This is a genomic window from Streptomyces sp. NPDC090798, assembly GCF_044768965.1.
Taxonomy (GTDB): domain Bacteria; phylum Actinomycetota; class Actinomycetes; order Streptomycetales; family Streptomycetaceae; genus Streptomyces.
Genome location: NZ_JBIVXA010000024.1, coordinates 87,205 through 113,899, shown reverse-complemented (window position 1 = coordinate 113,899; position 26,695 = coordinate 87,205). Strand labels below are relative to the sequence as shown.

At 70.0% G+C, this 26,695-nt stretch carries 24 protein-coding genes and 1 tRNA gene; 9 read left to right on the top strand and 16 right to left on the bottom strand.

All coding sequences use genetic code 11. The features are described 5' to 3' along the window. Positions 1 to 19: 19 nt before the first annotated feature. The 5 genes from ACIQTP_RS37775 to ACIQTP_RS37755 all read right to left on the bottom strand — a co-directional run bounded on the left by ACIQTP_RS37775 (position 20) and on the right by ACIQTP_RS37755 (position 4,087). A complete protein-coding gene (locus ACIQTP_RS37775) occupies positions 20 to 556 on the bottom strand; it encodes a dCTP deaminase domain-containing protein (RefSeq protein ID WP_403408473.1) in 537 nt (178 codons plus the stop codon). Further along, positions 553 to 1,092, bottom strand: coding sequence for a dCTP deaminase (gene dcd, locus ACIQTP_RS37770; RefSeq protein ID WP_403408471.1), 540 nt, complete (start codon positions 1,090 to 1,092; stop codon positions 553 to 555). The genes ACIQTP_RS37775 and dcd overlap by 4 nt, the downstream gene beginning before the upstream one ends. Next, positions 1,089 to 2,333 carry a bifunctional metallophosphatase/5'-nucleotidase gene (locus ACIQTP_RS37765; RefSeq protein WP_403408469.1) on the bottom strand — a complete coding sequence of 415 codons (1,245 nt, stop codon included), beginning with the start codon at positions 2,331 to 2,333 and terminating at the stop codon, positions 1,089 to 1,091. The genes dcd and ACIQTP_RS37765 overlap by 4 nt, the downstream gene beginning before the upstream one ends. Then, positions 2,330 to 3,577 carry a UDP-N-acetylglucosamine 1-carboxyvinyltransferase gene (locus ACIQTP_RS37760; protein ID WP_403408467.1) on the bottom strand — a complete coding sequence of 416 codons (1,248 nt, stop codon included), beginning with the start codon at positions 3,575 to 3,577 and terminating at the stop codon, positions 2,330 to 2,332. Before ACIQTP_RS37760 ends, ACIQTP_RS37765 begins: the two co-directional genes overlap by 4 nt. A 78-nt stretch (positions 3,578 to 3,655) precedes the next feature. Next, entirely contained in the window at positions 3,656 to 4,087 is a 432-nt protein-coding gene (locus tag ACIQTP_RS37755; protein WP_403408466.1) for an ATP-binding protein, read from the bottom strand. Between the two features lie 176 nt (positions 4,088 to 4,263). Here ACIQTP_RS37755 and ACIQTP_RS37750 point away from each other — a divergent pair, with 176 nt between their 5' ends. Together ACIQTP_RS37750 and ACIQTP_RS37745 are read left to right on the top strand one after the other, a co-directional pair. Then, a complete protein-coding gene (locus tag ACIQTP_RS37750) occupies positions 4,264 to 5,535 on the top strand; it encodes a helix-turn-helix domain-containing protein (protein ID WP_403408464.1) in 1,272 nt (423 codons plus the stop codon). Then, positions 5,532 to 6,089, top strand: coding sequence for a flavoprotein (locus ACIQTP_RS37745; RefSeq protein ID WP_403408462.1), 558 nt, complete (start codon positions 5,532 to 5,534; stop codon positions 6,087 to 6,089). Before ACIQTP_RS37750 ends, ACIQTP_RS37745 begins: the two co-directional genes overlap by 4 nt. On the opposite strand, the gene ACIQTP_RS37740 is transcribed toward ACIQTP_RS37745, so the two are convergent. From ACIQTP_RS37740 to ACIQTP_RS37725, 4 genes are all read right to left on the bottom strand, one after another. Next, on the bottom strand, positions 6,090 to 7,790 hold the full coding sequence (locus ACIQTP_RS37740; protein WP_403408460.1) for a mobilization protein: 1,701 nt from the start codon (positions 7,788 to 7,790) through the stop codon (positions 6,090 to 6,092). 4 nt (positions 7,791 to 7,794) lie between these two features. After that, the gene (locus ACIQTP_RS37735; protein ID WP_403408458.1) at positions 7,795 to 8,196 is read right to left on the bottom strand and encodes a plasmid mobilization protein; all 402 of its coding nucleotides are present in this window, start codon (positions 8,194 to 8,196) and stop codon (positions 7,795 to 7,797) included. 392 nt (positions 8,197 to 8,588) lie between these two features. Next, positions 8,589 to 9,749 carry a DUF3631 domain-containing protein gene (locus ACIQTP_RS37730; RefSeq protein ID WP_403408565.1) on the bottom strand — a complete coding sequence of 387 codons (1,161 nt, stop codon included), beginning with the start codon at positions 9,747 to 9,749 and terminating at the stop codon, positions 8,589 to 8,591. A 676-nt stretch (positions 9,750 to 10,425) separates the two neighbouring features. Next, positions 10,426 to 10,647 carry a helix-turn-helix domain-containing protein gene (locus ACIQTP_RS37725; RefSeq protein WP_344565145.1) on the bottom strand — a complete coding sequence of 74 codons (222 nt, stop codon included), beginning with the start codon at positions 10,645 to 10,647 and terminating at the stop codon, positions 10,426 to 10,428. Between the two features lie 474 nt (positions 10,648 to 11,121). Here ACIQTP_RS37725 and ACIQTP_RS37720 point away from each other — a divergent pair, with 474 nt between their 5' ends. Then, positions 11,122 to 11,403 carry an XRE family transcriptional regulator gene (locus ACIQTP_RS37720; RefSeq protein ID WP_403408456.1) on the top strand — a complete coding sequence of 94 codons (282 nt, stop codon included), beginning with the start codon at positions 11,122 to 11,124 and terminating at the stop codon, positions 11,401 to 11,403. Beyond that, a complete protein-coding gene (locus ACIQTP_RS37715) occupies positions 11,404 to 12,642 on the top strand; it encodes a tyrosine-type recombinase/integrase (RefSeq protein WP_403408454.1) in 1,239 nt (412 codons plus the stop codon). A gap of 91 nt (positions 12,643 to 12,733) precedes the next feature. Here ACIQTP_RS37715 and ACIQTP_RS37710 read toward each other — a convergent pair whose 3' ends face one another. The 3 genes from ACIQTP_RS37710 to ACIQTP_RS37700 all read right to left on the bottom strand — a co-directional run bounded on the left by ACIQTP_RS37710 (position 12,734) and on the right by ACIQTP_RS37700 (position 14,085). Next, positions 12,734 to 13,081, bottom strand: a complete 348-nt coding sequence (locus ACIQTP_RS37710; protein WP_403408452.1) for a hypothetical protein — start codon at positions 13,079 to 13,081, stop codon at positions 12,734 to 12,736. Between the two features lie 113 nt (positions 13,082 to 13,194). Continuing rightward, positions 13,195 to 13,267: transfer RNA gene (locus tag ACIQTP_RS37705), tRNA-Arg, on the bottom strand. A 68-nt stretch (positions 13,268 to 13,335) separates the two neighbouring features. Next, positions 13,336 to 14,085, bottom strand: coding sequence for a TetR/AcrR family transcriptional regulator (locus ACIQTP_RS37700; RefSeq protein WP_403408450.1), 750 nt, complete (start codon positions 14,083 to 14,085; stop codon positions 13,336 to 13,338). 174 nt (positions 14,086 to 14,259) lie between these two features. On the opposite strand from ACIQTP_RS37700, the gene ACIQTP_RS37695 reads away from it, so the two are divergent. Further along, positions 14,260 to 15,786 carry an MFS transporter gene (locus ACIQTP_RS37695; RefSeq protein ID WP_403408448.1) on the top strand — a complete coding sequence of 509 codons (1,527 nt, stop codon included), beginning with the start codon at positions 14,260 to 14,262 and terminating at the stop codon, positions 15,784 to 15,786. A 157-nt stretch (positions 15,787 to 15,943) separates the two neighbouring features. Here ACIQTP_RS37695 and ACIQTP_RS37690 read toward each other — a convergent pair whose 3' ends face one another. Together ACIQTP_RS37690 and ACIQTP_RS37685 are read right to left on the bottom strand one after the other, a co-directional pair. Continuing rightward, the gene (locus tag ACIQTP_RS37690) at positions 15,944 to 17,878 is read right to left on the bottom strand and encodes an IclR family transcriptional regulator C-terminal domain-containing protein (protein WP_403408446.1); all 1,935 of its coding nucleotides are present in this window, start codon (positions 17,876 to 17,878) and stop codon (positions 15,944 to 15,946) included. Positions 17,879 to 18,051: 173 nt separating this feature from the next. Then, positions 18,052 to 19,335, bottom strand: coding sequence for a M6 family metalloprotease domain-containing protein (locus tag ACIQTP_RS37685; RefSeq protein ID WP_403408444.1), 1,284 nt, complete (start codon positions 19,333 to 19,335; stop codon positions 18,052 to 18,054). A gap of 1,052 nt (positions 19,336 to 20,387) precedes the next feature. Between ACIQTP_RS37685 and ACIQTP_RS37680 the strand changes: the two genes are divergently transcribed. Beyond that, entirely contained in the window at positions 20,388 to 21,032 is a 645-nt protein-coding gene (locus tag ACIQTP_RS37680; RefSeq protein WP_402041781.1) for a TetR/AcrR family transcriptional regulator, read from the top strand. Positions 21,033 to 21,221: 189 nt separating this feature from the next. Continuing rightward, positions 21,222 to 22,772 carry an MFS transporter gene (locus ACIQTP_RS37675; protein WP_403408441.1) on the top strand — a complete coding sequence of 517 codons (1,551 nt, stop codon included), beginning with the start codon at positions 21,222 to 21,224 and terminating at the stop codon, positions 22,770 to 22,772. A gap of 201 nt (positions 22,773 to 22,973) precedes the next feature. Here ACIQTP_RS37675 and ACIQTP_RS37670 read toward each other — a convergent pair whose 3' ends face one another. Further along, a complete protein-coding gene (locus ACIQTP_RS37670) occupies positions 22,974 to 23,483 on the bottom strand; it encodes a MarR family winged helix-turn-helix transcriptional regulator (protein ID WP_168492601.1) in 510 nt (169 codons plus the stop codon). Positions 23,484 to 23,611: 128 nt separating this feature from the next. On the opposite strand from ACIQTP_RS37670, the gene ACIQTP_RS37665 reads away from it, so the two are divergent. After that, on the top strand, positions 23,612 to 24,424 hold the full coding sequence (locus ACIQTP_RS37665; RefSeq protein WP_403408439.1) for a dioxygenase: 813 nt from the start codon (positions 23,612 to 23,614) through the stop codon (positions 24,422 to 24,424). 57 nt (positions 24,425 to 24,481) lie between these two features. On the opposite strand, the gene ACIQTP_RS37660 is transcribed toward ACIQTP_RS37665, so the two are convergent. Then, on the bottom strand, positions 24,482 to 25,021 hold the full coding sequence (locus tag ACIQTP_RS37660; protein WP_403408437.1) for a GNAT family N-acetyltransferase: 540 nt from the start codon (positions 25,019 to 25,021) through the stop codon (positions 24,482 to 24,484). 169 nt (positions 25,022 to 25,190) lie between these two features. Here ACIQTP_RS37660 and ACIQTP_RS37655 point away from each other — a divergent pair, with 169 nt between their 5' ends. Continuing rightward, positions 25,191 to 26,192: an RNA polymerase sigma factor RpoD/SigA gene (locus tag ACIQTP_RS37655; RefSeq protein WP_402041797.1), complete on the top strand. Its 1,002-nt coding sequence runs from the start codon at positions 25,191 to 25,193 to the stop codon at positions 26,190 to 26,192. Positions 26,193 to 26,695: the final 503 nt, after the last annotated feature.

The window sequence follows — 26,695 nt, the reverse complement described above, 5'->3', positions numbered from 1 at the left end:
CCTGTGATCGGCCCGGGTCTCACAGGACTCCTCCGGGAAGCTCTTCGTAGAGTCGGGAGATGTCGATGCCGTCCGTCGCCGCGTACTTGGCGGGCTGCTGCTGGTAGCTGGCCGGGGTGCCATAGGCGGTGAGGAAGACGAGCTTGCCGAAGGTCATGCCCGGATAGATCCGAACCGGTTTGGCGGCGCGGATCTCCAGAGTCCAGCGGATGGCGTGGCCCTGGTGGCCGAGCGGGGCGGAGACGTGCACCCAGATGCCGAGGGAGCCGATGGTGCGGTTCCCGTTGAGCATCTGTGCGTACGCCTCCGACCCCGTCCGCTCGTGCGTGACACCGAGGTAGAGCAGCCCGGGCTCCAGTACCAAGCCCATGGTGGGGATGGTCTGCTCGGTGAACGCGGTGGGGACGGCGGCGTCCAAGGCGCCGGCGCAGACACGGATCGTGCCGCCGAGCCGCCAGCCGTAGGAGTTCGGGGAGAGCCGGGCGGGGTCGTAGGGGTCGATGGTGATCTCGCCGGTCTGGATTGCGGCGTCGATCTCGGAGCCGGTGAGGATCACGACGCGACCGCCTCGATTCCTGCCATGTCTTGCCAGTACCGCGATGGCTGCGGGCCGTGGGCGGCCTGGTACTTGCCGCGGTAGAGGTCGATGGCGCCGGTGGAGACGAAGAACATGATCTGCCCGATCTTCATGCCGGCGTAGACCCGTAAGGGGCGGACAGGAGAGAGCATCAGCGTCCACTGGCCGTGGAAGCCGATGTCTCCGATGGGGGCGGTGATCTCGACGAACAGTCCGAGTCGGCCGACGGACGAGCGGCCGAACAGCAGTGGCACGAAGGCGTTGGAGCCGACCTGTTCGAGGGTGTGGCCGAGGTAGAGCTCGCCGGGCTGGAGTACGTATCCGCCCTGGCCGATCTCGATCGCGCGGGTGGGGTTGGGTCGGTGGGCGTCGATTACAGGGGCGGTGTAGGTCAGCAGGGTGGGGCCGAGGCGGACGTTGTAGCTGTTGGGGTTGACCTGGTCCGGCTCGAAGGGGGTGATGGTCAGGCGGCCGTCGTGTGCTGCGGCGGTGATCTCGTGCCCGGTGAGGATCATTGCTCGCCTCCTTCGGCGAAGTGGGAGGTGGAGGGGAAGGGCAGCGTGGTCAGGACGCGGCGTACGGCCTGCCCCAACCGCAGCCCGGCCTGATGCGTACGTCCGCCGAGGTGGCTGTCGGCGAGGTAATCGGTGGTCAGCACGCTGCGTATCGCCGACGGCAACGGCAGGGGTGTGGGAGTGACGACCAAAGGGCCGACGCGTTCGGTTAGGTGGTCGAGCAGCTTGTCGCGGACATCAGCGTGTTCGTCGGGGAGGAAGGCGTGGACGAGCTGGTTGTCGAAGGGCTCGATGGCCAGCAGGTCGCCGAGGGTCAGGACGTCGCCGAGCGGGGTGAGGCGCAGGGCGGTCTCGTTGAGGATGACCGCGTCCGCGCCGAGACCGGAGTGCAGGCGGCCAGCGATCTCTGTCAGCAGGTGGCGTCGGTCCAACGTGGTGTTGCGATAAGGCTCGTTCACGGTGCCGATCGGGCTCGACAGCGTCCGCGCGACCAAGGCGATCTTGGCGTGCAGCACGGCGAGGTCCCCGGGAACCGCGGCCGAGTCCGGGAAGGCGCACGCGCGGGTGACCCAGCCGCCGCTGACGGGCTCGGGGGTGGCGTATCCGCGGCCGAGTTCGAGGCCCTTGACGACGAGTGTGTCGCCGACGTGCAGGGGGCCGTAGGTGTCGCTGTGGCAGTGGCCGGAGAAGATGACGTCCGCGAACGGGCACGTGGCGGCGAGCTTCAGGTCCTCATCGAAGCCGGAGTGGGACAACACCACCCAGGCGTCGGCGCGGTGGTGGTGCTCCAGCATCACCTCACGTAGGGCCTGGGCCGGATCGGCGACATGGTGGCCTGTGCGCTGGTCGGCGGGGATCGCGTTGAACGCTTGCGGTCCGATCGCCGCGGTGACGGCGACTCGGTGGCCGCCGATGCGCTTGATGCGTACCCGGTCGAAGAGGGGGTTGCCGTTGCCGTCGGCTACGTTGGCGCACACGGTCATCGCGTGCAGCCCCGGTTCGAAGTAGTGCGTCCAGCCGTGGTTTCCCGGTGCGAGCAGGTCGTACAGGCCGCTGAGGATCTCGTGCTCGATCCGGCCCTTGCCGAAGCGATAGAAGCCGCTGCCCTCGAAGAAGTCGCCGCAGTCCACGATCAGGCTGTCGGCTTTGGCGGCGTGGAGGTGGGTGAGCATCGGGGCGGCCGAGTCGAGGGCGGAGTGCACGTCGGTCGTGGCGATGATCCGCCGGAGCTGTCGGCTCATGGGTTGACCTCGCAGATGTCGGCGCCGAGGGCGTGCAGCTTGGTGGGCAGGTCGGCATGGCCGCGTCGGAGCTGTTCGAGCCCGCCGAGGGTGGTGACGCCGCGGGCGGTGAGGCCGGCGATGAGCAGGGCGGAGCCTGTGCGGATGTCGGTGGCTTCCACCCCGGCGCCGTTCAGGTACTGCGGGCCGGTGAAGCGGCACTCGGTGGACGAGTGCTCGTGGATCTCGGCACCCAGGCGGGCGAGTTGGGGCAACAGGTTGCCGTGGCGGCCGGGGTTGATGGTGTCGGCGAACAGATGGGTGCCGGGGCGGGTGAGGGCCAACGCCATCAGCGGTGGTTCGAAGTCGGCGTCCAGACCGCCGGGGGAGAGGGAGGCGACGGCTCGTAGCGGCTTGTCGGTGGGGCAGGCGTCCTGGGCCCGCACGGTGAGCACACCGTCCTCGGTGGCGGCGGGCACGCCAAGCTGTCGCAGGGCGGTGACCAGCGGAGTCACGTCATCGCCGCTCACGCCGCAGATGCGTGCGTCGCCGCCGGTCACCGCGACCGCACAGGCCAGGGTGCCGGCCTCGATCTTGTCGCCGGGTACGCGGCAGGCGATGGTCTCCACAGGGGTGGACGGGCGCGGTACGAGCGCCAGGGCGGACTCGCTGACGCGGCACTCCCACCCGGCCATCCGCAACGCGCCGACGACGCTGAGCACTTCTGGTGACAGGTTCGGCTGGCCAAGACGCAGCGGCCGTCCGGCTACGGCCGCACGCAGGAGAGCGGCGATGCTCGCGCCCCGGGAGCGGAAGGGCAGCGTGATCGAAACCGTTTCGGCGGTTCGGGCGGCTGCTGCCTCCACGACGTACCCGTGGTCGTCGACGGTCGTGCGGTCGCCGAACCGCTCGTAGACCTTGAAGTGCTGCTCCATCCCGCGCTGCCCGATCCGGCAGCCGCCCGGCCAGGGAAGCCGGGCCCGCCCGTAGGCGCCCAGCAGTGCGGGTACGAGGTAGTACGAGGCCCGGATGCGGGCGGCGGTCTCGGCGGCAGGTCCCGGCTGGGATGTGTCGCTCGGCAGGATCATCACGGTGTCGGGATCGCTGACGGGACGGGCCGTGTGCCAGCCGGTCTGCTGAAGCAGGGTGAGCATGGTCTCGACGTCCGTGTTCGCCGGAACGTTGGCCAGCTGCACCGGGCGGTTCAGCGCAGCGGCGGCGGCCAGCAGCGGAAGGGCGGCGTTCTTGGACCCGTCGACAGTCACGGAACCGGTCAGTGGGCTGCCCGGCCGGACGGCAACTACTTCGGCGGCGACTGGGGGAATCCGTACGGCTGTCAACAGTCAACTCCTCTGCAAGGGAAGGGGGCGTGAGGTCTCGACCGGATCGCTGACCTCGAACTCGGCCCAGCAGCGCTTGCCTGCCGGCATTGGATCGAACCCGTGGCGATCCGCGAGCGCGGCGACGAGGAACAGGCCGCGTCCGCCCTCCTCGTCCCCGCCGGGCAGACCGACCTGCGGGACGTCGGGGCTGGTGTCGGTCACCTCGATCAGCAGACGCGCATCGCTCAAGCGGGCACCGGCCGAGATGGGCCCTTTTCCTGCATGCCGTACTGCGTTCGTGATCAGCTCAGCTGCCACCAGCTCCGCCGTCTCCAGGAGCTCCGGCTCCAGGAAGGCACCCCACGCTCGTATCGCACCCGCGAGCCGCTGCCGCGCGCACGCCGCGGCAGCGGACGTGCAGGAAACGGGAAAACGGACGTGGTGCACTTCCATGAGCGGCCTCCTGGATCGGTGCTGCTCCTCCACGCAACCGCGCCAGGGACAAGCGGAACCAGGCCGTGTGCTGGGGCTGCATCACCTATGCAGGAGCTGCATCACCGCCAATTGGCCCTCGGCTACGCTCGGTTGAGTAGGCAGGATCGGCGACGGCAGGAGGAGCCGTGGCACAGATGGCCGAGGCACAGAGTGAAGCGAGACGGATCGGTGAAGTGATCCGTCAGGCACGCGTGTTACAGCGGCGCTCCCAGAAGGACGTCGCCGCCGCACTGGGGTATCACCAGTCGAAGGTGAGCCGCCTGGAGAGTGGCCGGGGCACACAGGACGTCCGCATGCTGCGCGAGGTCGCGCAGGTGCTGGACATTCCACCGCACCGCCTTGGCCTCGCCGCCGCTTCGAATGCCAGCCCCTCGGACCCTGAGACAGAGGACATGCACCGCCGTACCTTCCTCGCCGCCGGCATCACCGCGCTTGCGGCTCAGTCTTCGCCCGCCGCACCCCATCACGATCTGGTCCAGGTCCTGCTGCCCGGCACCACTCCCGTGGCCACCGGCCAAGCCCTGGGTATCAGCGAGCTACGCGACCGAACACGGACCGCACGCCGGCTGTTCTGCACGTGCGACTACACCGAGCTGGAGCGGACCCTGCCGGGTCTGATCGCCGACCTGCGTCAGGCCGCCGACGGCTCATCCGGCTCGGCCGACGCGTCCGCACTGCTCGCGACCGCCTACCAGACGTCAGTGAGCCTGCTGCTGAAGCGAGCCGACCAAGGCAACGCCTGGCTCGCGGCCGGTCGCGCCATGGCCGAGGCGGAACGGTCCGGAGACCCCGTCGCGCTCGCCGCCAGCGTCCGCGTTCACGCCCACGTCCTCGTCCGCGAGAAGCACACCGCACAGGCCGTGAACATCATCCGCCACACCGCCGACCAGCTCACCGGCTCCTACGACCAGCGCCCGCCACGCTACCTGGCAGCGGTCGGCCTGCTACTGCTCCGCGGGGCGACCGCCGCCAGCAGGAACGGCGACCGCGACACCACCGAGGACTTCCTCACCGAGGCCCGGGAAGTCGCGCGCTACGTCACTTTCGACCGGCCCGACGCCTGGGCGAACTTCAGCCCCACCAACGTCGCCCTCCACCAGGTCAGCGCGGCCGTCTCCTTCGGCGACGCAGGCATCGCCCTGAAGACCGCCCGCCCCCTCATGCGCCGCCACATTCCCGTCCCCGAGCGCCGCGCCGCCCTGTGGGTCGAGGCCGCCCGCGCCTACAACCAGCAGGGCCGCCTCGCCGACGGATACCAGGCGCTGCGCATCGCCGAGAGCTGCGCGGCCCAGGACATCCGCCGCCCCGCCGTCCGGGAACTGGTCGCGGATATGGCCGCCCGCGACCGCCACCGTACGCTGCCCGCACTGCATCACTTCAGCCGTCAATTGGGAGTCCCCGCGTGAGCGACCAGCCCGACCAGCAGGCCAAGAAGCCGTTCCTGTACGTCGTCGTGTGCGCGGCCGGAGTCGCCGGCGACGTCGGCAAGCTGATCACGGCTGCTCAGGAGGCGAACTGGGACGTCGGTGTCATCACCACTCCGCAGGGCCTGGGGTTCATCGACACGGGGGCGGTCGAGGCCCAGACCGGCTACCCCATCCGCTCGGCCTGGCGCTCACCCGGCGACCCTCGCCCGCTGCCGCCCGCCGACGCCATCGCGGTGGCGCCGGCCACCTTCAACACGGTCAACAAGTGGGCGGCAGGGATCTCGGACACCCTCGCGCTGGGCATCCTGTGCGAGGCGTACGGCATGGGCATCCCCACCGCCGTCCTGCCGTACGTGAACTCGGCCCAGGCCGCCCATCCCGCGTACCGGCAGAGCCTGGAGCGGTTGCGCGAGATGGGCGTCCTGGTCGGTTCGTACGAGCCTCACCGGCCGAAGGCCGGGGGCGGCGCGGACCGATACCGCTGGGAGGAGGCGCTGGAATTGCTCACTCCCACGGTGTCCGTGCGGCCGTGATCAGCGCCGCCGTGCCGGTGGCGGCTGCGGCGCTGGAGTGGCTGCCGCTGGTTGGACGGGAGCGGCCGGGCGTGGTGTGGCGCTGCGAGCCCTGGCTGCCTCGGCTTGCGGGCCGGGGGCGTGGCGTTCGCCGAGGCGGCGGATGCGCCAGGTGAGTGCGCGGGCGGGGCTGCGGGCATCGTCCAGGGTGCGCTGGCCGAGCGCCTGGTCGAGGACGGTGGCCGAGTTGTGTCCTGCCGCTTCTGCCTCGGCGAGCACGGTGGCGAGTGCGTCCCAGGCGGGGTCGTTGAGGATGCGCTCGGCGTGTTCTGGTACCGCCTGCTGGAGGTGGTGGGCGTAGCGGCGCTTGGTCTGGAGGCCGGGGGAGCGGCGCGCGAGGTCCGTCAGGGCCCGGCCGGCGACCTGCGCGTACGCGACCTGCAGGTGGACGAGGGTCTGCTCGGCTGCCGCCTCCTGTTGGGCGTGCTGGCGGGTGCGGTGCCAGTGCATCGCGAACGCCACGGCGGTGAGCATGGCGTCCAGGAGCATCGCGAATCCTGTCCCGTCACCGTCCTGGGGCCTCTCCCGCCAGATGGCCTGGACGCTGCGGCGCAGGACGCGAGTGCTGTCGAGGTCAGCGGCGATGCGGGAGCGGGTGGCGCGTTCGAAGACAGCGGCGGCCTGTTCGAGTTCGGCCTTGAGCGCGGCCGGTGCGGTGACCGGCAGGAGGTCCAGTGCGGCGCCGAGTGCCATCAACTGTCCTTGGGCCGTGGGGTCGTCGCTGTGGGTGAGGTGGTGGGGGATGCGTTCGGTGGCGGCGGTGGCCTGGTGCCACGGGCTGCCCGGCCGGACGGAGACAGGTTCCGGACTGGTGGTGGCGAGCCGTTTCCGAATCTGAGGGAGGGAGAGGTCAGGGGCGAGGGTGGAGCCCGCGTAGAACACAGGCTCGCCCTTGTCGTTGGTGTCGCCGGGCAGGGCGAAGTTGCAGCCGAGCGCGTCGCCGGACGGGCCGCGCTTGAGGCGCACGGTGACGCCCGTCGCTTCCAGCAGGGCGAAGAACTCGGCCTCGGTGGAGGCGGCTGCCATCGCGCGGCGGACACGCAGGCGCAGCATCTCGCGGGAGGTGGCGTCCTGGCCCAGGCGCTTGGCCTTGAAGTGCTCCTTGCTGGTGGAGCGTTTGGCGGCGGTGCCATCGCCCGGCTTCAACCGCCGCAGCCCGTAGTCGGCCTCGATCTGGCGGGCCTCGCGCTGCACGGCACGCTGGTCGTAATCACGCCGGGGGCGGCGGCCGTCCTGGCGGACGAGGGTGGCGGTGATGTGGATGTGGTCGTCGGCGTGGCGGACAGCGACCCAGCGGCAGGCTTCCGTATCGCCTTCGGGGGCGATGCCGGCGGCGGCCACGATCCGGCGGGCGATGCCGGCCCACTGGGCGTCGGTGAGGATCGGGTCCTCAGGTGCAGCGCGGACGGGGCAGTGCCACACGGTGTACTTGGGCGCCTTGTCGCCCAGCATCGTCATGGGCTGGTCGAGCTGCGCGGTGAGCTGGGCCTCCACGTCCTTGGGGTCGCGGTGGGGGCTGCGGCCGGGGTCGGGGGCGAAGTCGTTCCAGGAGGCCACCAGGTGCGGGTCGGTGTGCTCGTTGGCCCGGCCCTTGCCGAAGAGGTAGCCGATTGTGCGGCGCGTGGCCTGTGGCCCCTTGCCGAGGATGATCTTCGGGATCAATGGTTCACCGCCCCTCTGTGATCTGTGCGACCGCGGTGTCCACCTCGGCGACGGATGCCTCGACGCGGTCAAGGAGCCGTTGGACGGTGTCGGGGTGGGGCCAGGCGCCATCCTTGTGGAGGTGCCATGTGAGCTGGTTGAGGTTGTTGCCGATGCCACCGAGCTGCCGGTTGGCGGCCAACAGCGCCTTGACCATGGCGCGGTAGTCGGCGGCTGCCGCGGTGGGGTCGTCGGCGCGGGCGGCGGCGAGCGCGCACTCGGCGACGTAGCCGCCGGGCTGCATGCGGCTTAGGGCGGCGGCCTTCTGGACGAGGGCGAACTCGTCGTCGTTGTAGCGGGGATGGACGCGGCGCTCGCGCAGCTGCTTGTCACGCAGACGGCGACGCGGCGCAGGCTGCTGCGGCACGTTCGACGACGGCTCGCTGCCCCCAGTCTCGGTCGGCTCCCCCGGGCCGGCCGACGCCGGTGCCCCTGCGCCGGATGCCTCCGCGTCCCCTGGGGCGGGGGCCGGGTAAGGACTCCTTACCCGACAACTTGCTGCGCTGTTTGGGGCTGAGGTGGTGTGCGTCGGCTGCTGTGCTGTGGGGAGTTCGTGGTGCTGTTCCTGCATGGGGGTGCTCCGGTGGTGAGGGGGCGGGAGGTGTGTCACGTGCGTCGCATGCGTCCCATGCCTGGTCAGGACAGGTACGGACACTCGGCCAGGTACGGAGAAATCCGTCCCCGTGAGGACATCCGTCCCCGCGCTGACCTGCGCGGGGACGGATGCGACGCAGTGACACGGACCCAGAGGGAGGAGGGTCAGCGGGCGCGTTTGGGGCCGGCGGGGCCGCCGGGCGGGCCGATGGGCGGTTGGCCCGCCGGGGAGGCGGGCGGCTTGCCCTGGGCCGGGCGCGCGGGCGTGGCATCGTGTGCGGGCGCCGTCTCGGTGAGGTCGGGGCAGTGGCGGGCCCAGCTGTCGAGGAACCGGTTACGGGCGTACCCCTTGGCCTGCCTGCCCTTGTCGAACCGGTAGTTGGCCGGGCGGATGTCGAAGTCCCGCAGCATTCTGCCCAGGTGGTAGGCGTTGAGCCCGTTGGTGCCGTGCTCTGCCCAGGGGGCCTCGGGGTCCTGGAGCAGGGCGGTGACCAGATCCAGGGAGGACAGGGCCTCGGGGTTGCCGTGTGCCTCGAAGACGCGGTGGATGTCGCGCAGCAGCCGTGTCTTCAGGTTGGTCTGCTCGTCCTGGACGGCCTCGTACCGGGTCATCGCCACGCAGGCCGCACGGGCACGGGCGGGCCAGTGGCCGCCGGCCAGGTCGGCGATGATGACCAGTGGTTCCCAGGTGTCCGCCGCCCGGTCCTCCACCGGCATGGGCGGCGCCATGCGGCCGGCCGGGCCGCGCAGCGGCCCCAGCCAGGCGGACAGCTTGTCCCGCAGCGCGTTCAGTTCCGGTGTGGCGTAGCGCGAGCGGAACGGGGTCACCTTCTCGCCCGGCTTGCGCTTTTGCATGCGGAGCACGACCGCCCGGTCCGTGATCGTGTCGGGCAGGTCGCCGATCGAGGCGAGTGCGGCCATGGCGAAGGTCGGATACGGGGTCGGCTTGTGCTCTGGTCCGGAGATGCGCCAGGCGGGCCGGTTGCGCTGGTGTCCGGCGTTCAGCAGGCCGCGCAGTTCCTCGTTGTCGCCGGCCTTGCTGAAGATGGTGTCGGCCTCGTCCACCAGGAGCGTGCGTGGGTTCTTGCCGATGACGCGGAAGAGCACGGCCGTGGACATGTTCACCGTCATGATCGGCTGGTGGACGGTCTCGTGGAGCACGTCCAGCACCCGGGACTTGCCGCAGCCCTTCGTCGGGCCGACGACTGCCAGACGCGGCGCGTGCTGCAGAGCGGTCTGGATGTGCGTGGCCGCCACCCACAGGGTGACTGCGGTCAGCGCCTCGTCACTAGGCAGTACGACGTACTTGCCGATCGCCACCCGCAATTCATCCAGTAGTTCCGCGCCCTCACCGGAACCCTGTTTCACGGGGTCTGCCGGTCGCCGAGGAGGCCGGGGACCGACCTCGTGATCCGGTCCCCGTGCGTCGACGGGACCGGTCCCCTCCTGCTGGGCGGTGTCCGCCACGGGTGTGTCGGTCCCCAGTGACTGGCGGGGACCGTGCTCACGGTCCCCGTTGCGGTCCCCTGGTGCAACTGCAGCCTCTTGGGGACCGGTCCCCGATTTCACGGCGTTGGCCTGCGGGTTTGCACCGGATGTCGATACGGGGACCGTGACGTGCGGGGACCGGGCAGCGTGCACGTCGCGGGGACGGTCCCCAAGAGCAGCCGTGTCAAAGGGAGGCTGGGGGCCGCGTGCTTCCGCGTCTGCCGAGTGCTCGACGGTCCCCGATGCGGGGGACGGTGTGTCCGTCTGGTCCCGGCGGTGCCAGGGGATGCCCTCGCCGGGGACGGCGGGCGTGGGCCAGGCGGTGGTGGAGGTGTTCGTGGTGGTGGGGGACGTAGAGTCCTCCATAGGCGTTCCTCTCTGGCGAGGGGCAGGACGGGCAAGGTCCCGCCCCTCACCAGCTCGTTCGTTCAGGGATGGGCGATCCGTTGGGAAGTCTTCGGCCCTCGGCGTTGGCGCGCCGGGGGCCGCTTCGTTGTCCGCGTCAGACGCGGGGTCAGGCCGTGAGGTCGTACGACGTCTGGGCGTCCAGCCACGCGTCCACCTCCCGCCAGCGGTAGCGCAGGTGACGGCCGACCTTGTGGACGCTGGGGCCGATGCCCCGGTACTTCCACTGGTAGAGCGTCTTCACCGGCACCCCGAGGTAAGCGGCCACGTCGGTGGGAGTGGCGAGCTGGTCACGCTCGGCGCCGACAAGGCGCGGGGAGTGGTTCGGCAATGAGGTCTCCATATCGGAATCAGGGTTTTCGATGGCAGGCGTGGGCAACACAGCCACATCACCAGCGGAAGCGTCCAGAGTGGATTCTGAACCCGGCTACTTCTCTCGGCGTGGCCGGGAAGACCAAAACAGTAAGGGCGGATCCCCGGTTGCCGAAATCGCTCTCGCGGAAGCAGGAATTTTCTGTGGAGAAGCGACCGGCTGAGGTGCCGGAATCCGATACCTCAGCAGCTCAGAGGCGGCGTCCAGCAGGCAGCAGTGACACGGTCAGCCCTCCGGACACCGCAGCCGATAGCCGCTCAAATCGCCCACATTTTTGACGCGGAGGGAAGGTAGCACAACCTCCCCGCTGAGACGGCTCGTGATGTGCCGGAATTCGAAGAGACGAACACCACTTCGCCCCCGGACGCCTTTTGGAGAGTTTAAGAACTAACTCTTGCCATGACGGCCGGCTGCAAGTTAAAGCTATCTGTCATGCCCAACCGACCTGTCGAAATAGGCCCCGCCGGCCTCCACACCGCCCGCGCCATCGAGCACCTACGTCTGGTGCGCGAACTGACCCAGCACCAACTCGCCGCCCGCTGCACCGCACTGGGCCGCCCGATGGCCAACACCGCCCTCAGGCGCACCGAACGCGCCCGTCGCCGCTGCGACGTAGACGACCTCGTCGCCCTCGCCACAGCGCTCGGCGTTTCACCCGCGGGCCTGCTCCTGCCGCTCCCGTCGGCGTCTTGTGATGACCGGAGGGGGTGCTAGTTGGCGCGGGTCTGGATTGAGGACCGCATAGGGCACGCGGCGTACGTACGGGCCGTGGCGGATGCCAAAAGGGCGGGGCGTACGCCGCCGGGGCGCTACCGCGTGCGCTGGTACGACCCCGACGGCAAGCCGAAGATGAAGACCTTCACCCGCAAGGTCGACGCCGAGGCAGAGCGGACGAGGATGGAGTCCCGTCTCAACGACGGCTCCTACCGTGACCCGGCCGCCGCCCGCGTGAAGTTCGCAGAGGTGGCGGAGTCCTGGCTGGCAGCGCAGCTTCATCTCAAGCGCTCAACCAGGGCTCGCTACCGCGGTGTTCTCGACGTCCATGTGATCCCCAAGTGGGGCACCACCCCGCTGGACCGCATCCACTTCGAGGACATCGCGGAGTGGCTCGCGGATCTGCTGTCCGGCGAGGCGACCGGCGGTAGGAAGCTCAGTCCCCTGTCGGTCCGCAAGGCGTACGTCGTCCTCAGTCGCGTTCTGGGCTACGCGGTCAAGGCTCGTCGTCTGGCGGTCAACCCGGCTGTCGGCGTGCCCCTGCCGAAGGCGATGCCGGCGGACCACGTGTACCTCGACGACATGCAGGTCGACGCCCTGGCCAACGCGTCAGGCGCCTACCGGGTGTTCATCTTGCTGCTGGCCTACACCGGCCTGCGCTGGGGCGAGGCGTCCGCGCTGAGAGTGGGCCGCGTCGACCTGGACGCCTGCCGGGCTCACATCGTGGAGGCGTACGCCGAGGACAACGGCAAGCTCTACCTCGACACCCCTAAGAACCACGAGCGCCGGTCCGTACCGATCCCGCGGTTCCTGGCCGACGAGCTGAAGCCCCACGTCCAGGGGAGGAGGGATGACGACTTGCTCTTCACCGCCCCGCAGGGTGGGCCGCTGCGAGCCCGCAACTTCCGCCAGCGATTCTTCGCGCTGGCGGTCGTGAAGGCCGGGCTGGGGCACCTCAAGGTCACCCCGCACAAGCTGAGGCACACGGCAGCCTCACTCGCCATCGCCAGCGGGGCAGACGTCAACGTCGTACAGACGATGCTGGGCCACAAGTCCGCAACGCTGACCTTGGACACGTACGGGCATCTCTTCCCGGACCGCCTGGATGAGGTCTCGAAGAAGATGCACAAGCGCCGCGCCAAGCAGTTGGCCAAGGCGAAGGCCAAGCTGGAGAAGGCGGCGAGGAAGGCTCGCGAGGCCGCCGAAATGGTGGCGGCCCTGGAGGAAGATTCCGCGTGATGTGTGCCTGATCCGTGCCGGGGAGCCGTAGCAGAAAGGGCCACCCCGCCGCGCTGAGCGGTGGGGTGGCCCCTTGTGCCTCTGCCTTGGATCAGGTCAGTCGCGGCCGGCGGCTTTCCTCCCAGAACCGGTCCATCGCACCAGTGGCCGCATCCCCAGCCAACCGCTCGATCCTCTCGGGCACCTCACGCTCGTCGAGCACGAAGAGCCTCCCGCCGACGAGGTGCGTGGTCGTCTTCCAGTCGAGACGCCGTCCCGCCTCCCTGGCGGCACGCCGGACGTCCTTGAGTTCGCCCATCTCTGCAAGATCGTCCGCGCCGAGGATCAGCTGTCCGTAGTAACCCTCGTACTCGGGCTTCAGAGCGCCCCGCATCAGCGACTCAAGCCGGTCGACCAGCTTCTCGTACCGGCGACGGGCCAGCTCTTCCTTCGCGGGCATCTCGCACAGCTCCCCACCTCTGCCCGCAGCGGCATGTGTGCCATATGTGTGCTGCGAGGACGAAGGCCCTCCCGCCCGCTGGACGGAAGGGCCTCTGACCAGGTGTTTCTCTGTGCCCCCGGCAGGATTCGAACCTGCGACACCCGCTTTAGGAGAGCGGTGCTCTATCCCCTGAGCTACGAAGGCGGGGGGATCTCGTTGAGACCCGGCGACTAGCGTAGCGGATTCGGTGGGGTGGGGGTTCTGGCGTTCGGTCAGTGGGTGATTCGGGTTTCCAGGCCGTCCAGGACGCGGTCGAGGCCGTACCGGAAGTTCTCGTCGCGGGCGGTGCGGGGATCCTTGCCGCGTTGTTCGGCGTAGCCCTCGCGGAGGTGGGGGTAGGACTCGGCGGCCTGTTCGGCGGTGGGCCAGAGGCTCTCCACGTACTGCTGTTCGGTGTGGCCGCTGCGGGCGAGGACGTTGAGGTAGGCGGCCTCGCTGGTGGCCATGCCGGTGACGTAGGCGACGAGGGTCGAGGCGGCCTGGTCGGCCTCGGTCGTGGGCAGGCCCGCGCGGGTGAAGAGGGCGAGCAGGAACTCGGCCAGGCGCATCGCGTTCGGGCCGAGGTACGACATGCCCATCTCGCCGAGCACCGAGGCGATCCACGGGTGGCGCAGCATCGTCGCGCGCAGGCTCTGGGCGCAGAGGGTCGCGTCCGTGCGCCAGGTCGCGGGGCCGGTGGACCCGGGGATCTCGATCTCGCCGTAGATCTCGTCGATGGCCAGCTCGATGAGTTCGTCCTTGTTGGCCACGTGACGGTAGAGCGAGGTGGCTCCGGCGCCGAGGCGGGTACCGAGCTTGCGCATGCTCAGGGCGTCGATGCCGTCGGAGTCGAGCAGGCGTAGCGCCTCGGCGACGATCTGGTCCCGGCTCAGCGCAGGCTGTTCGCGGCCGGCCCGGGGGCGGGTCCACACCGACTGGACGGGCGGCGGCGGCTCCGCTTCGGCCTGCTTCTGGGGGGACATTCGGCTTCCTCTCTCCCGGTCCGGCCACCGTAGCGCACAGCATGCGCAGGATGCGTACGGGTGGTGATGGAATCGTACGGCGTTCTCCCTTGCGTACAGTGTGCGCATCGCCGTACGGTGTTCCACGGAGCGCACGGTGTGTGCGGCTCAGCCTGTTGTTCGAGAGGTAGTGAGATGGACCGTCATCCGCGTCGCTGGCTCATCCTGATCGTGTTGTGCCTCAGCACCCTGGTGCTGGTCGTCGACAACATGGTTCTCACCGTGGCGATCCCGACGATCGCCGAGGATCTGAAGGCCAGCGCCCAGGACCTCCAGTGGATCCTCGACTCGTACATGCTGGTCTTCGCCGGGCTGCTGCTGACCGCGGGCAGCCTCTCCGACAAGTTCGGGCGGCGGAAGGTGATGGTCATCGGGCTCGCGCTCTTCGGGGCGGCCTCTGTGGTGGCCATGGAGGCCGCCACGCCCGGGGCGCTGATCCTGGGACGGGTGCTGATGGGCGTCGGAGGTGCGCTGATCATGCCCAGCACGCTGTCGATCCTGATCACCGTCTTCGACGACGCCGAGCGGCCCAAGGCCATCGCCGCCTGGAGCGCCGTCGCCATGGTCGGGCTCGTCGGCGGTCCGGTCGTCGGCGGCGCGCTGCTGGCCCACTTCTGGTGGGGGGTCGTCTTCCTCCTCAACATTCCCATCGCCGGTCTCGCGATCGTCGCCGCGCTGGTCCTCATGCCCGAGTCCAAGGGGCCCTGGCGCAAGGCCGACCCGATCGGCATGGTGCTGTCGATGGTCGGCATGACCGCGCTCATCTGGACGATCATCGAGTTTCCCAAGGCCGGCCTGAGTCAGCAGGGCACGCAGTTCTCGCTCGGCGTCGCCGTGCTCGGGCTGGTCGGATTCGGGGTGTGGGAGAGCCGCTGCTCCTCGCCGATGATCCCGGTCTCGCTCTACCGCAACCGTGTCTTCACCGGCGCCAGCTTCTCCCTCGTGCTGCTGACCCTGGCGCAGGGCGGCCTGATGCTGGTGCTGACCCAGTACCTGCAGTTCGTCCTCGGCTACTCCGCCACCCAGACCGGCCTCGCCTTCACCCCGCTGGCCCTCGCGACCCTCGCCTTCAACAGCGTCGGCGCCGCCCTGCTGCCGAAGACCGGCAACCGCGCCATGGCGGTCTTCGGGCTCCTCGTCATCGCCTCCGGGTTCGGGCTGCTGTCCACGCTGAACCCGGAGAGTGGGTGGGGAGTGCTCGCCGGTGCCATGTGCCTGATGGGTGCCGGTGGGGGGCTGACGATGCCCGCTGCGATGGCGGCCATGATGGGCGCGATCCCGGACGAGCACGCCGGTGTGGGCTCCGCGCTCAACGACACCGTCCAGCAGGCCGGCGCCGCGCTCGGTGTCGCCGTCCTCGGTGCGGTCCTCTCCAGCACCTTCACCGGCCACATGCCCGCCACCGCCCCGGCCACCGCCCGCCATTCGATCGGCGACGCCCTCGCCGTAGCCGCCCGCACCGGCGACAAGTCCCTCCTCGCCTCCGCCCATGACGCCTTCACCAGCGCGATGTCGGCGAGCTTCCTGGCGGGCGGGGCGGGAGTCCTGGTCGCGGCCGTCCTCGCCGTCTTCCTGATGCGGGACGGCAGCGGGCCCGCCGGAGCCCCGGACGAGGGTGGGTCCGAGGCCGCGTCGGCCGGGCTCGCGGGGCTCACCCACTGACGCCCATGGGCGCATCCCCCACATGCTCCCGCCCGTGTCCGGACCACCTCCCCGTGGCCCGGACACGGGCGTTCACGTGCTCAAGCGGTCCCAGACGGTCTCAGGCAGTCTCAGCCGGTCTCAAACGGTCGCCGGAAGAGGTGCGCGCGCCGACGCGTCACGTCCGCGGTACCCGGCGAAACCGTCCCGCCACCCACAGGTCCTCCTCGATCCGCCCCACCGTGGCCCGCAACTCCGGCAGCACCTCGGCAACGCACTCCTCGGTCGTACGGCGGCTGCTGTGCATCGCGACATTGACGGCGGCCACGACCCGCCCACCGCGCTCGCGCACCGGCACCGCGACCGAGCGCAGCCCCACCTCCAACTCCTCGTCGACCAGGGCGTACCCCTCTTCCCGTACGCGGTCCAGGACGGCCTTCAGCCGAGCGGGGTCCGTGATCGTGCGGGGGGTCAGCGGGAGCAGTTCGGTGAGCGGGGGCTCGGGCAGGTCCGCCAGCATCACCCGGCCCAGCGCGGTGGGGTACGCGGGCAGGCGGGTGCCGATGGTGATGTGGACGCTCATGACGCGGCTGGTGGAGACGCGGCCCGTGTACTGGATCTCGTCGCCGGTCAGGACCGCCAGCGACACCGAGTCGTGCAGCCGCTGCGAGAGTTCGGTGAGGTGCGGGGCGGCGATCTCGGCGAGCGAGGTCCGCGACAGGGGAGGGAAGCCGAGGCCGAGCACACGGGGGGTGAGGCGGAAGACGCGGTCGTGCGCGGTGACGTATCCGAGGTGTTCCAGGGTGATCAGTGCGCGGCGGGCGGTCGCCCGGGCGAGTCCGGTGGCCTGGGCGACCTCGGTGAGGTTCAGTTCGGCGCGGCCCTCGCCGAAGGCGGTGATGACGGTGAGGCCCCGGGCCAGCGACTCGATGAACTCCCGGCCCAGTTCCTGCTTGGAGGCGCCGGTCCAGACGGCGAGGCCGGAGGGGGCGGCGGTGGCGCGGGGCGTGGGCGTGGCGGATTCGGCGTGCTGCGCCTCGCGCAGTTCCCGTTCCATCGCGGCGACGGCCTCCCGCAGTCGGGGCAGCAGGGTGTCGCGCAGATCGGCCGCGGTGTGCCGGCTGGTGTGGCTGACCACGCTCACCACACAGGCGATGCGGCCCGCCTCCCGTACGGGCATGGAGAGCGCGACCAGACCTGGTTCGATCAACTGGTCGTCCAGCGCCCAGCCGGCCTCCCGCGCCTCGGTCGTACGCTGCTCGAAGTCGTCGCCGAGGGCGGGGAGTCGACGTGCGCTTCGGCCGGCGCCCGGCTCCTCCGGCCTGCCCGCCGCGAGGTCATTGCCGACTGTGAGGCCTTTGCCGACTGTGAGGTCCGTGCCGACTCCGAGGCCCTTCCTTCCCGCAAGGTCCTTCCCGTCCGCGAGGTTCCTGCCGTTCTTGCCGTTCTTGCCGTTCGTGCGGTACGCGCCGTTCCAGTCCTTCTCGCCGTTTCCGTCGTCCTCGCCGTACTCGATCGGTCGGCTTCGCGCCGGGACCGCCGGGAACCCCCGGTCCTCCGGGTCGGCCGCGCGCCGCTCGTGCCACCGCGCCCACTCCCGTTCGCCCCACTCGGTGGCGAACAGCGGGCCGGGCGCGGTGCGTTCGGCGGGCAGCAGGTCGCCGATGCGGAAGCTCAGCGACATGGCGCGGCGCCGGGTCGCCTGATGGATGAAGCGGATGCCGTCCTGGTCGCCGACCGCGAGCGAGACGGACTCGTCGAGCTCGTCGGCGAGGGCGTCGGCGTGCGCGTCGAGGAGGCGGGGCAGCCGCAGGGCGGCCAGATAGGCGTTGCCGAGTTCCATCAGACGGGGGGCCAGGACGGCGTCGCGGCCGTCGAGGCGTACGTACCCCCGGCGCGCCAGGGTCGCGGTGATCCGGTCGACGGTGGAGCGCGCGAGCCCGGTGGACCGCTCCAGACCGCTGAGGCTGGACACTCCGTCGGCGTCGGTCAGCCGCCGCAGTACGGCGATACCGCGGATGAGGGGGGTGACGGCCTCCGCGGGCACCGCGGCCTCGGCGCTCGCGGCGCTGCTGGTGCCGGTCCCGGGGGCCGGTGCGACGTTCGATGGCATGGGCTCTCCGTTGTGGATCTCTGAAGAGACGCAGTCGCGGATCTCCGAAGAGACTCAGAACAGACACCGTAGCCCTTGCACGGCCAGGTCAGCAGGTCGGAGAACGCGAGCGGCGGGGAGAGACCGGTCGGGCGAAGGAGGGAACAGCCGGTCGGGGGCGGCGGAGAGACCGGTCAGTGGCGCGTGACGGACACCCGGTAGTCACCGTTCGGATCGGTCGCCGTGACCGAGATCGTGATGCCGGTCTTGGGGTCCTTGAAGGACTCGCCGGGGGTGAAGGGGGCGTCGGAGAGTTCCGCGTGGACGTTGGGGCTGCGGGTGCAGCCGCCGCTGTGGCGCTTGGAGTCGTAGACGGTGATGGGGCCGTTTCCGGTGTCCACGCCCGCGTCGACCTTGTAGATGAGGATGCCGGGGCGGCAGACGGCGGAGTCGTTGCCGTCGTGGGTGCGCAGTTCGAAGGCGTACCCCGTCTTGGTACCAGTCGGTACGAAGACCAGCTTCTCGCCGCCGGGCCGGGACAGCGGGGTGAGGGTGTACTCCGTCGTCCCGGGCGACGCGGCGCATCTGACCTGCGACTCGTCGAGCCAGCCCAGCTTCCACTTGTGCCAGCCGAGGAGGTCGTTGTCGGCTCCCCAGTCCTCGCTCATGATGTCCCAGTGGCCGACCGCGCCTCCGCCCTCCGGGGTGTAGAGGTCGGGCAGGCCGAAGGTGTGGCCGTTCTCGTGGGGGAGTACCCGGTAGCCGGTCTCGGCGTAGGAGCCGGAGCCGTCGTCCTGGCGGCTGTAGACGAAGGACGCGTTGGAGACGGGGACGCCGTCGGCGATGGGTGCCTCGGTGTTGCCGGCGAAGGTGACGGACAGGACGGTGTCCAGGGCGGAGGGCCCGGCGTTCGGCGTCACCAGCACGTTCAGGAGGTCGTACGAGCGGAAGTCCACCTCGGGGTCGGCCGTGGCCACTATGTCCTGGACCAGATCGCGGTAGCCGGGGTCGAAGGGGGCACCGCGTTCTATGCCGTACGCCTTGAAGGGCTTGGGCATGCGCAGCCAGTGGTGGATGGGGGTCTCGGGGCGGTAGTCGAGGCGGCCGTAGGAACTGGTGCGAAACCAGTTCTGGGTCTGCGGGAAGAACTCGGCGAGCCGGTCGAGTGCGCTGCCCGGGCCGGGCGCGTCGGAGAAGTCGACCATCAGGGTGAGGGCTCGGACGATGCCGGTGGAGCGGGCGTACCCGGGTTGGGTCGGTATGCCCTCTCCCATCTGTACGCCCATCGCGCCGCTGATCATGCAGGGACCGAGCGCCGTGGAGCGGGCCAGCGCGATGGAGCCCGCCGTCGTGGAGCCCGCCGGGAGGTGACCGGTGCCGGCGGAGGTGCTGACCGTCAGCGTCAGAAGGGTCACCGTGGCGAGGGCGGCCACGCGGCGCGAGCGTATCCGGCGGCTGGTGGGCTGCATCGGCTGCATGCAGGGGCCCTTCGCTCACGGCAGCCGCCCGGTCACCGGCTGCACCCTGTGCGATCACCCTGTGACGGGGGATGCGGGGGCGCGCGCTGGAAGAGACCGAACGTGGGTTTCTTGCCGGGGTAGGGGTGACGGGAGCCGCGTCAGTGGTTTGGCCACGGCCCGGGGCGGACGCTCGGGCGCGGGCTGGGGCGGACGCCCAGGCGCGGGCGGGTGCGTGCCGAGCCGCGGCGGGGGCGGGTGCGAGCTGCGGCGGGGAAGGCGGCTGAGCTGGGGCGGGGGCGAGGCTGAGCTGTGGCTGGGACGGAGGCTGAGCTGCGAGCCGCGCCGGATGTTCGGCCATGCGCTGCGCGGGATGCTTGGCCGGGAGTCCACATGCTTGGCCGTGCGCTGCGCCGGATCCCCTGCCGGGAGCCGCCCCCGACGCTCGGCCGGTGGTCACGGCGGATGTTTGGCCGTGCGCTGCGCGGGATGCTCTGCCGGAAGTCGCCAGAGGCTCTGCCGGGAGCCGTCCTGATGCTCCGTCGGTAGTCGTGGCGGATGCCCGGCCTGGAGTCACGCTGGACTCCGGGCCGCGTGCCCCGCCGGATGCTCGGCCGCGCGCGGCGCAGGATCTGCGCCGGGAGCCTGGCCGGATGCTCGGCCTGTCGTCACGGCGGACGCCGGGCCGTCGGTCATGCCGCCCGTCACGTCGGACTCCTGGCCGTCCTTCACGCCAGACGGACGCCCGGCCGTCCGTCACGCCGGAATCCTGGCCGCCCCCCACGCCGGACGCCGGGCCGTCCCCCTCGCCGGACGTCGGGGGCCACCCGTCACGCCCGACTCCAGGCCGCGCACCACGTCGGACTCCTGGCCGTCCCTCACGCCAGACGGACGCCCGGCCACCCCCCCCACCCCACCCCCGAAACCAAGTGACGCAGGTCACATCAGATCTCTGGGAATGCGGGAAATAACCGGGGACGGTTTCCCCGTTTAGCCATGTGTCCGAGCGAAGCGGGGATGGATTCCCCGGATCGCGCCACAGTCTTCCTACACCTACGTCTGAGGAGTACACCGTGGAGACCGCCACCCCCGTGAAGCGTCGCGTGCCCCGGCCCCGCGCCGATGCCCTGCGCAACCGGGAGCGGATCGTCGCCGCCGCGCGTGAGATGTTCGTCGAGTTCGGCCCCGATGTGCCGTTCGACGAGATCGCCCGCCGCGCCGGTGTCGGCAACGCCACGGTGTACCGCAACTTCCCGGACCGCGACGCGCTCGCGCGGGAGGTCGTCTGCTCGGTCATGGACCGCACGTCGGAGTGGATCGAGTCGGCTCTCGCCGAGGGCGGCGACGCCTTCCAGGCGCTGAGCGACTTCGTGCACTTCGCGGCGGACGAGCGGATCGGCGCCCTGTGTCCCATGCTCTCCGAAGCCTTCGATCAGCACCATCCGGATCTGTTCGCCGCACGCGAGCGGACCATGGAGATGATCGATGCGCTGATGAGGCGCGCCCGCGAGGCCGGGCAGTTGCGTCCCGACGTCGAGTCCGGCGACTTGATGATCGCCGTCAGTCAGCTCACCCGGCCGCTGCCCGGCACCGCGTGCCAGGGCATCGACCGCTTCGTTCACCGTCATCTGCAGCTGTTCCTGGACGGTCTGCGGGCACCGGCCCGCTCCGTACTGCCCGGAGTGGCGGCCACCGTGGAGGACCTTCGAACAGCCTGACCACCTGACCGATGAGATAGGCGCACAGCGCCAGTCCAGTCCTTAGTCCGACAAGCTTCACGACAAGCTTCACGACCAGCTTCACGACCAGCTTCCGGAAGCCTGCGGCCGTCGACGACGACGAGCCGCCAGGCTCCCGTGACCTTCCCTCACCCTTTTTCACTGCGAAGTACCGGAGTGGGTATCCCCATGTCTGAATCAGGCACCTCAGCCTCGGCAACGTCGGCGGCCGAACTCGCCGACGCACACAGCAACCGCTGGAAAGCGCTCGCGTTCATCGCGCTCGCCCAGCTGATGGTCGTCCTCGACGCGACCATCGTGAACATCGCGCTGCCCTCCGCCCAGCAGGACCTGGGGATATCGGACGGCAACCGTCAGTGGGTCATCACGGCCTACGCCCTCGCCTTCGGCGGTCTGCTGCTCTTCGGCGGCCGTATCGCCGACCTGTGGGGCCGCAAGCGCACCTTCGTCACCGGTCTGATCGGCTTCGCGGGCGCCTCCGCCCTCGGCGGCGCCGCGCAGGGCGAGGCCATGATGCTCGGCGCCCGCGCCCTGCAGGGCGCGTTCGGCGCACTGCTCGCGCCCGCCGCGCTCTCGCTGCTCGCGGTGATGTTCACCGACGCCAAGGAGCGCGCCAAGGCGTTCGGCATCTACGGTGCGATCGCCGGTGGCGGTGGCGCCGTCGGCCTGATCCTCGGCGGCTTCCTCACCGAGTACCTGAACTGGCGCTGGACGTTCTTCGTGAACATCCCGTTCGCGATCATCGCCGCCCTGGGCGCGTACTTCGTCATCCGTGAGCCGGCCGGTGGTCGCAACCGCTCGCCGCTCGACATCCCCGGTGTCATCCTCTCCACCCTGGGTCTGGTCTCCCTGGTCTACGGCTTCACCCGTGCCGAGTCCAACGGCTGGAGCGACTCCACCACCATCGGTCTGTTCGTCGCCTCCGCGGTGCTGCTCGCGGCCTTCGTCTTCACCGAGTCCAAGGTCAAGGCCCCGCTGCTGCCCCTGCGCGTCATCACCGAGCGCAACCGCGGCGGTGTCTACCTCTCGCTCGGCCTCGCGATCATCGCGATGTTCGGCCTGTTCCTCTTCCTGACCTACTACCTGCAGATCGTGAAGGGCTACTCGCCGGTCAAGACCGGCTTCGCCTTCCTGCCGATGATCGCGGGCATGATCACGGGCTCCACCCAGATCGGCGCCCGTCTGATGACCCGCGTCGCGCCGCGGCTGCTGATGGCACCGGGCTTCGCCCTGGCCGCCGTGGGCATGCTGCTGCTGACCCAGATGGAGATCAACTCCTCCTACGCGGGTCTGCTGCTCCCGGCCCAGCTGCTGCTCGGCCTCGGTATGGGTACGGCGTTCATGCCCGCCATGTCCCTGGCCACGTACGGTGTCCAGCCGAAGGACGCCGGTGTCGCCTCCGCGATGGTCAACACCTCGCAGCAGGTGGGCGGCGCGATCGGTACGGCCCTGCTGAACACGATCGCCGCCTCGGCGACCACCTCGTACATCAAGGACCACATCGCCGGTGCCGCCTCCAAGTCGCAGCAGCAGCTCGTCCAGCTGCAGGGCATGGTGAACGGCTACACCAACGCCATCTGGTTCGCCGTCGGCATCCTGGTGATCGCCGCCGCGATCGCCGCGACCCTCGTCAACACCGGCCGCCCGGACATGTCCGCGGCCTCCGGCGCGGGCGACGGTGCCGAGGACGAGGTCAAGGTGCCGGTGATCGCCCACTGATCACCCGTACCGCCCGTACCGCCGCTGGCACCTCCGGTGCTTCAGGTGCTTCGAGTACGGGCGCGGGGTGGGGACGCCTCGCCCGTACGATTCCCAGGGTCCGCCCCGGTTCCGAGCTCATCGGGACCGGGGCGGACCCGCGTCCACCCCCGGTCAACCCGTCAGTCCGTCATCCGCCAGCCCGTCGGCCCGTCAACCCCATCAACGCAGCCAGGGCAGGTCCGCGCCCGCGTCCTTCGGCTGCAGCCCCTCGGCGATGATCCGCATGGCCTCGCCGAGGGCTTTGTGCTGTTCGGGCGTGAGCCGGTCGAAGAAGGCCTGCCGTACGGCGTCGACATGGCCCGGCGCGGCCTTGCTCAGCACCTCGTAACCGGCGTCGGTGAGGACGGCGAACTGGCCCCGCTTGTCGGAAGGGCAGTCCTCGCGGCGCACCCATCCGTTCTTCTCCAGGCGGGCGATCGCGTGCGAGAGGCGCGAGCGGGTGATCTTCGCGTTCATGGCCAGCTCGGTCATCCGCAGCCTTCTGCGCGGCGCCTCGACGAGCTGGACGAGCAGACCGTAGTAGACGTGTGGCATGCCCGCGTCGCGCTGCAGCTGACGGTCGAGATGGTCCTCGAGGAGGGTGGCGGCGTTCATGTACGCACGCCAGGTGCGCTGTTCCTCGTCGGTGAGCCAGCGCGGCTCTTCAGCGGATGCGGATGCCGTATTCATGGACTCCACTGTACGAGCCCCTTCTTGAATGTTAAACAAATCGGGAGTATGGTTCTGCATGGAAGCTTGAGACTTCAAATAACTTCCCAATCGGTCTTACGATGGACCCCCCGGAGGGAGTAGCCGCCATGTCGGTCGCCACGTCTGCCGTCACCGAGGGGCGTGCCTCGCAGGAGCGCATGCCCGCCCTCTACCTCAGTCATGGCGCTCCGCCGCTCGCCGACGACCCGATCTGGCCCGGAGAGCTGGCCGCCTGGTCCGCCGAACTGCCCCGCCCCAAGGCGATCCTGATGGTCTCCGCCCACTGGGAGGAAGCCCCGCTGGCCCTCGGCGCGGTCCAGACCGTACCGCTCGTCTACGACTTCTGGGGTTTCCCCGAGCACTACTACCAGGTCCGGTACGAGGCTCCCGGCGCCCCCCAACTCGCCGAGTCCGTACGGAAGCTGCTGCGCGCCCCGGGCGTCCCCGTCCAGGACATCCCGGACCGCGGCCTCGACCACGGCGCCTACGTCCCCCTCGTCGAGATGTTCCCCGACGCCGACATCCCTGTCCTGCAGATCTCCATGCCGACCCTCGATCCGGTGAAGCTGATGGAGATCGGACGCAAGCTGGCGCCGCTGCGCGACGAGGGTGTCCTGATCGTGGGCTCCGGCTTCTTCACCCACAACCTGGCCGCGCTGCGCCAGGCCGGCGTCCCCTCCTGGTCGGCCGAGTTCGACGACTGGGGCCACCGCGCCCTGGACGCCCGCGACTGGGACGCCCTGCTCGACTTCGGCCGCAAGTCCCCGGCCGGCCTGCTCGCTCACCCCCGCACCGAGCACTTCGCCCCGCTCTTCGTGACGATGGGCGCGGCGGACGCCACGGGCGAGCTGGACGGGCAGCGGTCGGTGATCGACGGGTTCTGGCTGGGGCTGGCCAAGCGGTCGGTGCAGTTCGGCTGACGTCCGTGCCGCCGTCTGTGCTGCCGTCTGTTTCGGTCGGCGTCCGGTTCGGCTGATCTAGAGGTCCTTCTCGTACCAGGCCACGTCCCAGTACCGGCCGAACTTCCGGCCCACCTCCCGGTACGTACCGACATAACGGAACCCGAAGCGTTCGTGCAGCCGCACGGACGCTTCGTTGGGCTGGGCGATGCCCGCGTAGGCGCGGTGCACGTCCTCGTCGGCGAGCGCCTCGAAGAGGGCCTTGTAGAGCAGCGTGCCGACGCCCCGGCCGCCCGAGTCCGGGGCGAGGTAGATGGTGACCTCGACGGAGGTGGCGTAGGCGGGCTTGGGGCGGAAGGCGCTGGATGTGGCGTATCCCAGAATGCGCTGTGCGTTCCCGGGAGTCCCCTGTGAGTCCGTGTCCGTGGCAACCATCAGGCGGTGCGGGCCGTCTTCAGGGTGGGAGAGCAGCCAAGGACGACGCTCTTCCGAGGTGAAGACGGCAGTGTCAAATGTGATGGGCGTCTCACGAACGTAGTGGTTGTAAATGGCCGTGAGAGCGTCGAGGTCGGCCTCGACTCCAGGCCTGACCTGCACCTCTGTACGTTCTGTTGGCATCCGACCTCCCGCTGTGGCGGCACAGGGTACTGCATGATCAGAAAAATTGAGGGGCGGGTTGGGAATTCTGTCCGGATTCCAGTCGTTGTTTCCTTCGGATGCCGGGCACTCGGAAGAGTGTCCGAGCGGCCACTAGGACCCGCAAGCCCACCATCGCAAGGGAGCACGCATGGCAACCCGTGCCGTCGCCCGTCGTCAGTCCGCCACCGGCGAGACCAGCGACGCGGCACGCAGTGTTCGCGCCGTAGGCGGCGAAATCGCCGACCGCGACCTGGTCGGCATGTACCTCGACGAGATCGCGCGTACGCCGCTGCTCGACGCCGCCAAGGAAGTCGAGCTGTCCCAGACCATCGAGGCGGGTGTGTTCGCTCGGCAGATCCTCGACGACGAGGTGGATGCCCCCAAGGCGGACGCGACCCGCGAGGAGCTCGAGGCGCTGGTCGCCGAGGGGGAGCGGGCCAAGGACGTCTTCATCCGCTCCAACCTGCGGCTGGTCGTCGCCGTGGCCCGGCGGTATCCCCGTAGCGGCCTGCCCCTGCTCGACCTGATCCAGGAGGGCAACGCGGGCCTGGTGCGCGCGGTCGAGAAGTTCGACTACCGCAAGGGCTTCAAGTTCTCGACGTACGCCACCTGGTGGATCCGTCAGGCCATCACCCGCTCCATCGCCGACCAGTCGCGCACGATCCGCCTCCCCGTGCACCTGGTCGAGGAGCTGGGCCGCATCCGCCGGGTGCAGCGCGAGTTCAACCGCGAGCACGGGCGTGAGCCCGAGCACGCGGAGATCGCGACCGAGCTCGGCTCCACCCCGGAGCGCGTGGGTGACGTCCTGGACTGGGCCCGCGACCCGGTCTCGCTGAACATGTCGGTGGACGACGACGGTGACACCCAGTTCGGTGACCTCCTCGAGGACACCTCCGCGGTCTCGCCCGAGCAGTCCGTCCTCACCCTGCTGCGCAGCGAGGAGCTCGACGACCTGATCGGGCGCCTCGACCAGCGCACGGCCTCGATCATCAAGATGCGGTACGGCATCGACGACGGCCGGGAGCGCACGCTCACGGAGGTCGGCAAGGAGCACGGCCTCACCCGTGAGCGCATCCGCCAGATCGAGAAGCACGCGCTGCTGGAGCTGAAGAAGCTGGCCCGCGACACCGGTTTTGATGCGGCGGCTTAAGAATGTCCGCGGTTCGTGCGGTTTGCGTGGTTCATGTGGTTGGTGCGCCACGTATGGTTCGTACGGGTTCGGCGGATCTGACGGATCTGATGGCCGTAGGTCGGCCATAAGTCGACCGGACATGGCCATGTAACGCCGCTTAACTCGCTGGGCTCTGGGCACAAGACTTCAGGGCCCAGGGTTCAGGGTCCCGGGGCGCAGCCCCAAGACCCCCCAGAACCGAGTCCCGACGCACTCCCCCCCCGCGCCGGGACTCTCCAGAGCCGAGCTTCGGCGCCTTCCCCCCCCTGGCGCCGGGGCTCGGCTCCTTTTTGTCCGGGGTCCGTCGGCGTTCGGCAGGGTGCGTTCGGCGGGTGGTTCGGGGCCCGTTCCGGGGGAGCGGTGGTTTTCGGGCAGCCTGACGGGCCACCCCGTACCTGAACCCCGGGGTGACCCGGATGGCAGATTGTGCCACAGGGGCATAACCTGCCGTCCGTGACCGGTACCAACCGCGCGGCCCGCGC

Excerpts from the sequence above, each read along its gene's own strand:
- ACIQTP_RS37710 (WP_403408452.1), bottom strand. The coding sequence starts at position 13,081 with ATGCCCGCGAAGGAAGAGCTGGCCCGTCGCCGGTACGAGAAGCTGGTC.
- ACIQTP_RS37765 (WP_403408469.1), bottom strand. The coding sequence starts at position 2,333 with ATGAGCCGACAGCTCCGGCGGATCATCGCCACGACCGACGTGCACTCC.
- ACIQTP_RS37695 (WP_403408448.1), top strand. The coding sequence starts at position 14,260 with ATGGACCGTCATCCGCGTCGCTGGCTCATCCTGATCGTGTTGTGCCTC.
- ACIQTP_RS37670 (WP_168492601.1), bottom strand. The coding sequence starts at position 23,483 with ATGAATACGGCATCCGCATCCGCTGAAGAGCCGCGCTGGCTCACCGAC.
- ACIQTP_RS37655 (WP_402041797.1), top strand. The coding sequence starts at position 25,191 with ATGGCAACCCGTGCCGTCGCCCGTCGTCAGTCCGCCACCGGCGAGACC.
- ACIQTP_RS37675 (WP_403408441.1), top strand. The coding sequence starts at position 21,222 with ATGTCTGAATCAGGCACCTCAGCCTCGGCAACGTCGGCGGCCGAACTC.
- ACIQTP_RS37700 (WP_403408450.1), bottom strand. The coding sequence starts at position 14,085 with ATGTCCCCCCAGAAGCAGGCCGAAGCGGAGCCGCCGCCGCCCGTCCAG.
- ACIQTP_RS37660 (WP_403408437.1), bottom strand. The coding sequence starts at position 25,021 with ATGCCAACAGAACGTACAGAGGTGCAGGTCAGGCCTGGAGTCGAGGCC.
- ACIQTP_RS37665 (WP_403408439.1), top strand. The coding sequence starts at position 23,612 with ATGTCGGTCGCCACGTCTGCCGTCACCGAGGGGCGTGCCTCGCAGGAG.
- ACIQTP_RS37750 (WP_403408464.1), top strand. The coding sequence starts at position 4,264 with ATGGCCGAGGCACAGAGTGAAGCGAGACGGATCGGTGAAGTGATCCGT.
- ACIQTP_RS37690 (WP_403408446.1), bottom strand. The coding sequence starts at position 17,878 with ATGCCATCGAACGTCGCACCGGCCCCCGGGACCGGCACCAGCAGCGCC.
- ACIQTP_RS37685 (WP_403408444.1), bottom strand. The coding sequence starts at position 19,335 with ATGCAGCCGATGCAGCCCACCAGCCGCCGGATACGCTCGCGCCGCGTG.
- ACIQTP_RS37720 (WP_403408456.1), top strand. The coding sequence starts at position 11,122 with ATGCCCAACCGACCTGTCGAAATAGGCCCCGCCGGCCTCCACACCGCC.
- ACIQTP_RS37755 (WP_403408466.1), bottom strand. The coding sequence starts at position 4,087 with ATGGAAGTGCACCACGTCCGTTTTCCCGTTTCCTGCACGTCCGCTGCC.
- dcd (WP_403408471.1), bottom strand. The coding sequence starts at position 1,092 with ATGATCCTCACCGGGCACGAGATCACCGCCGCAGCACACGACGGCCGC.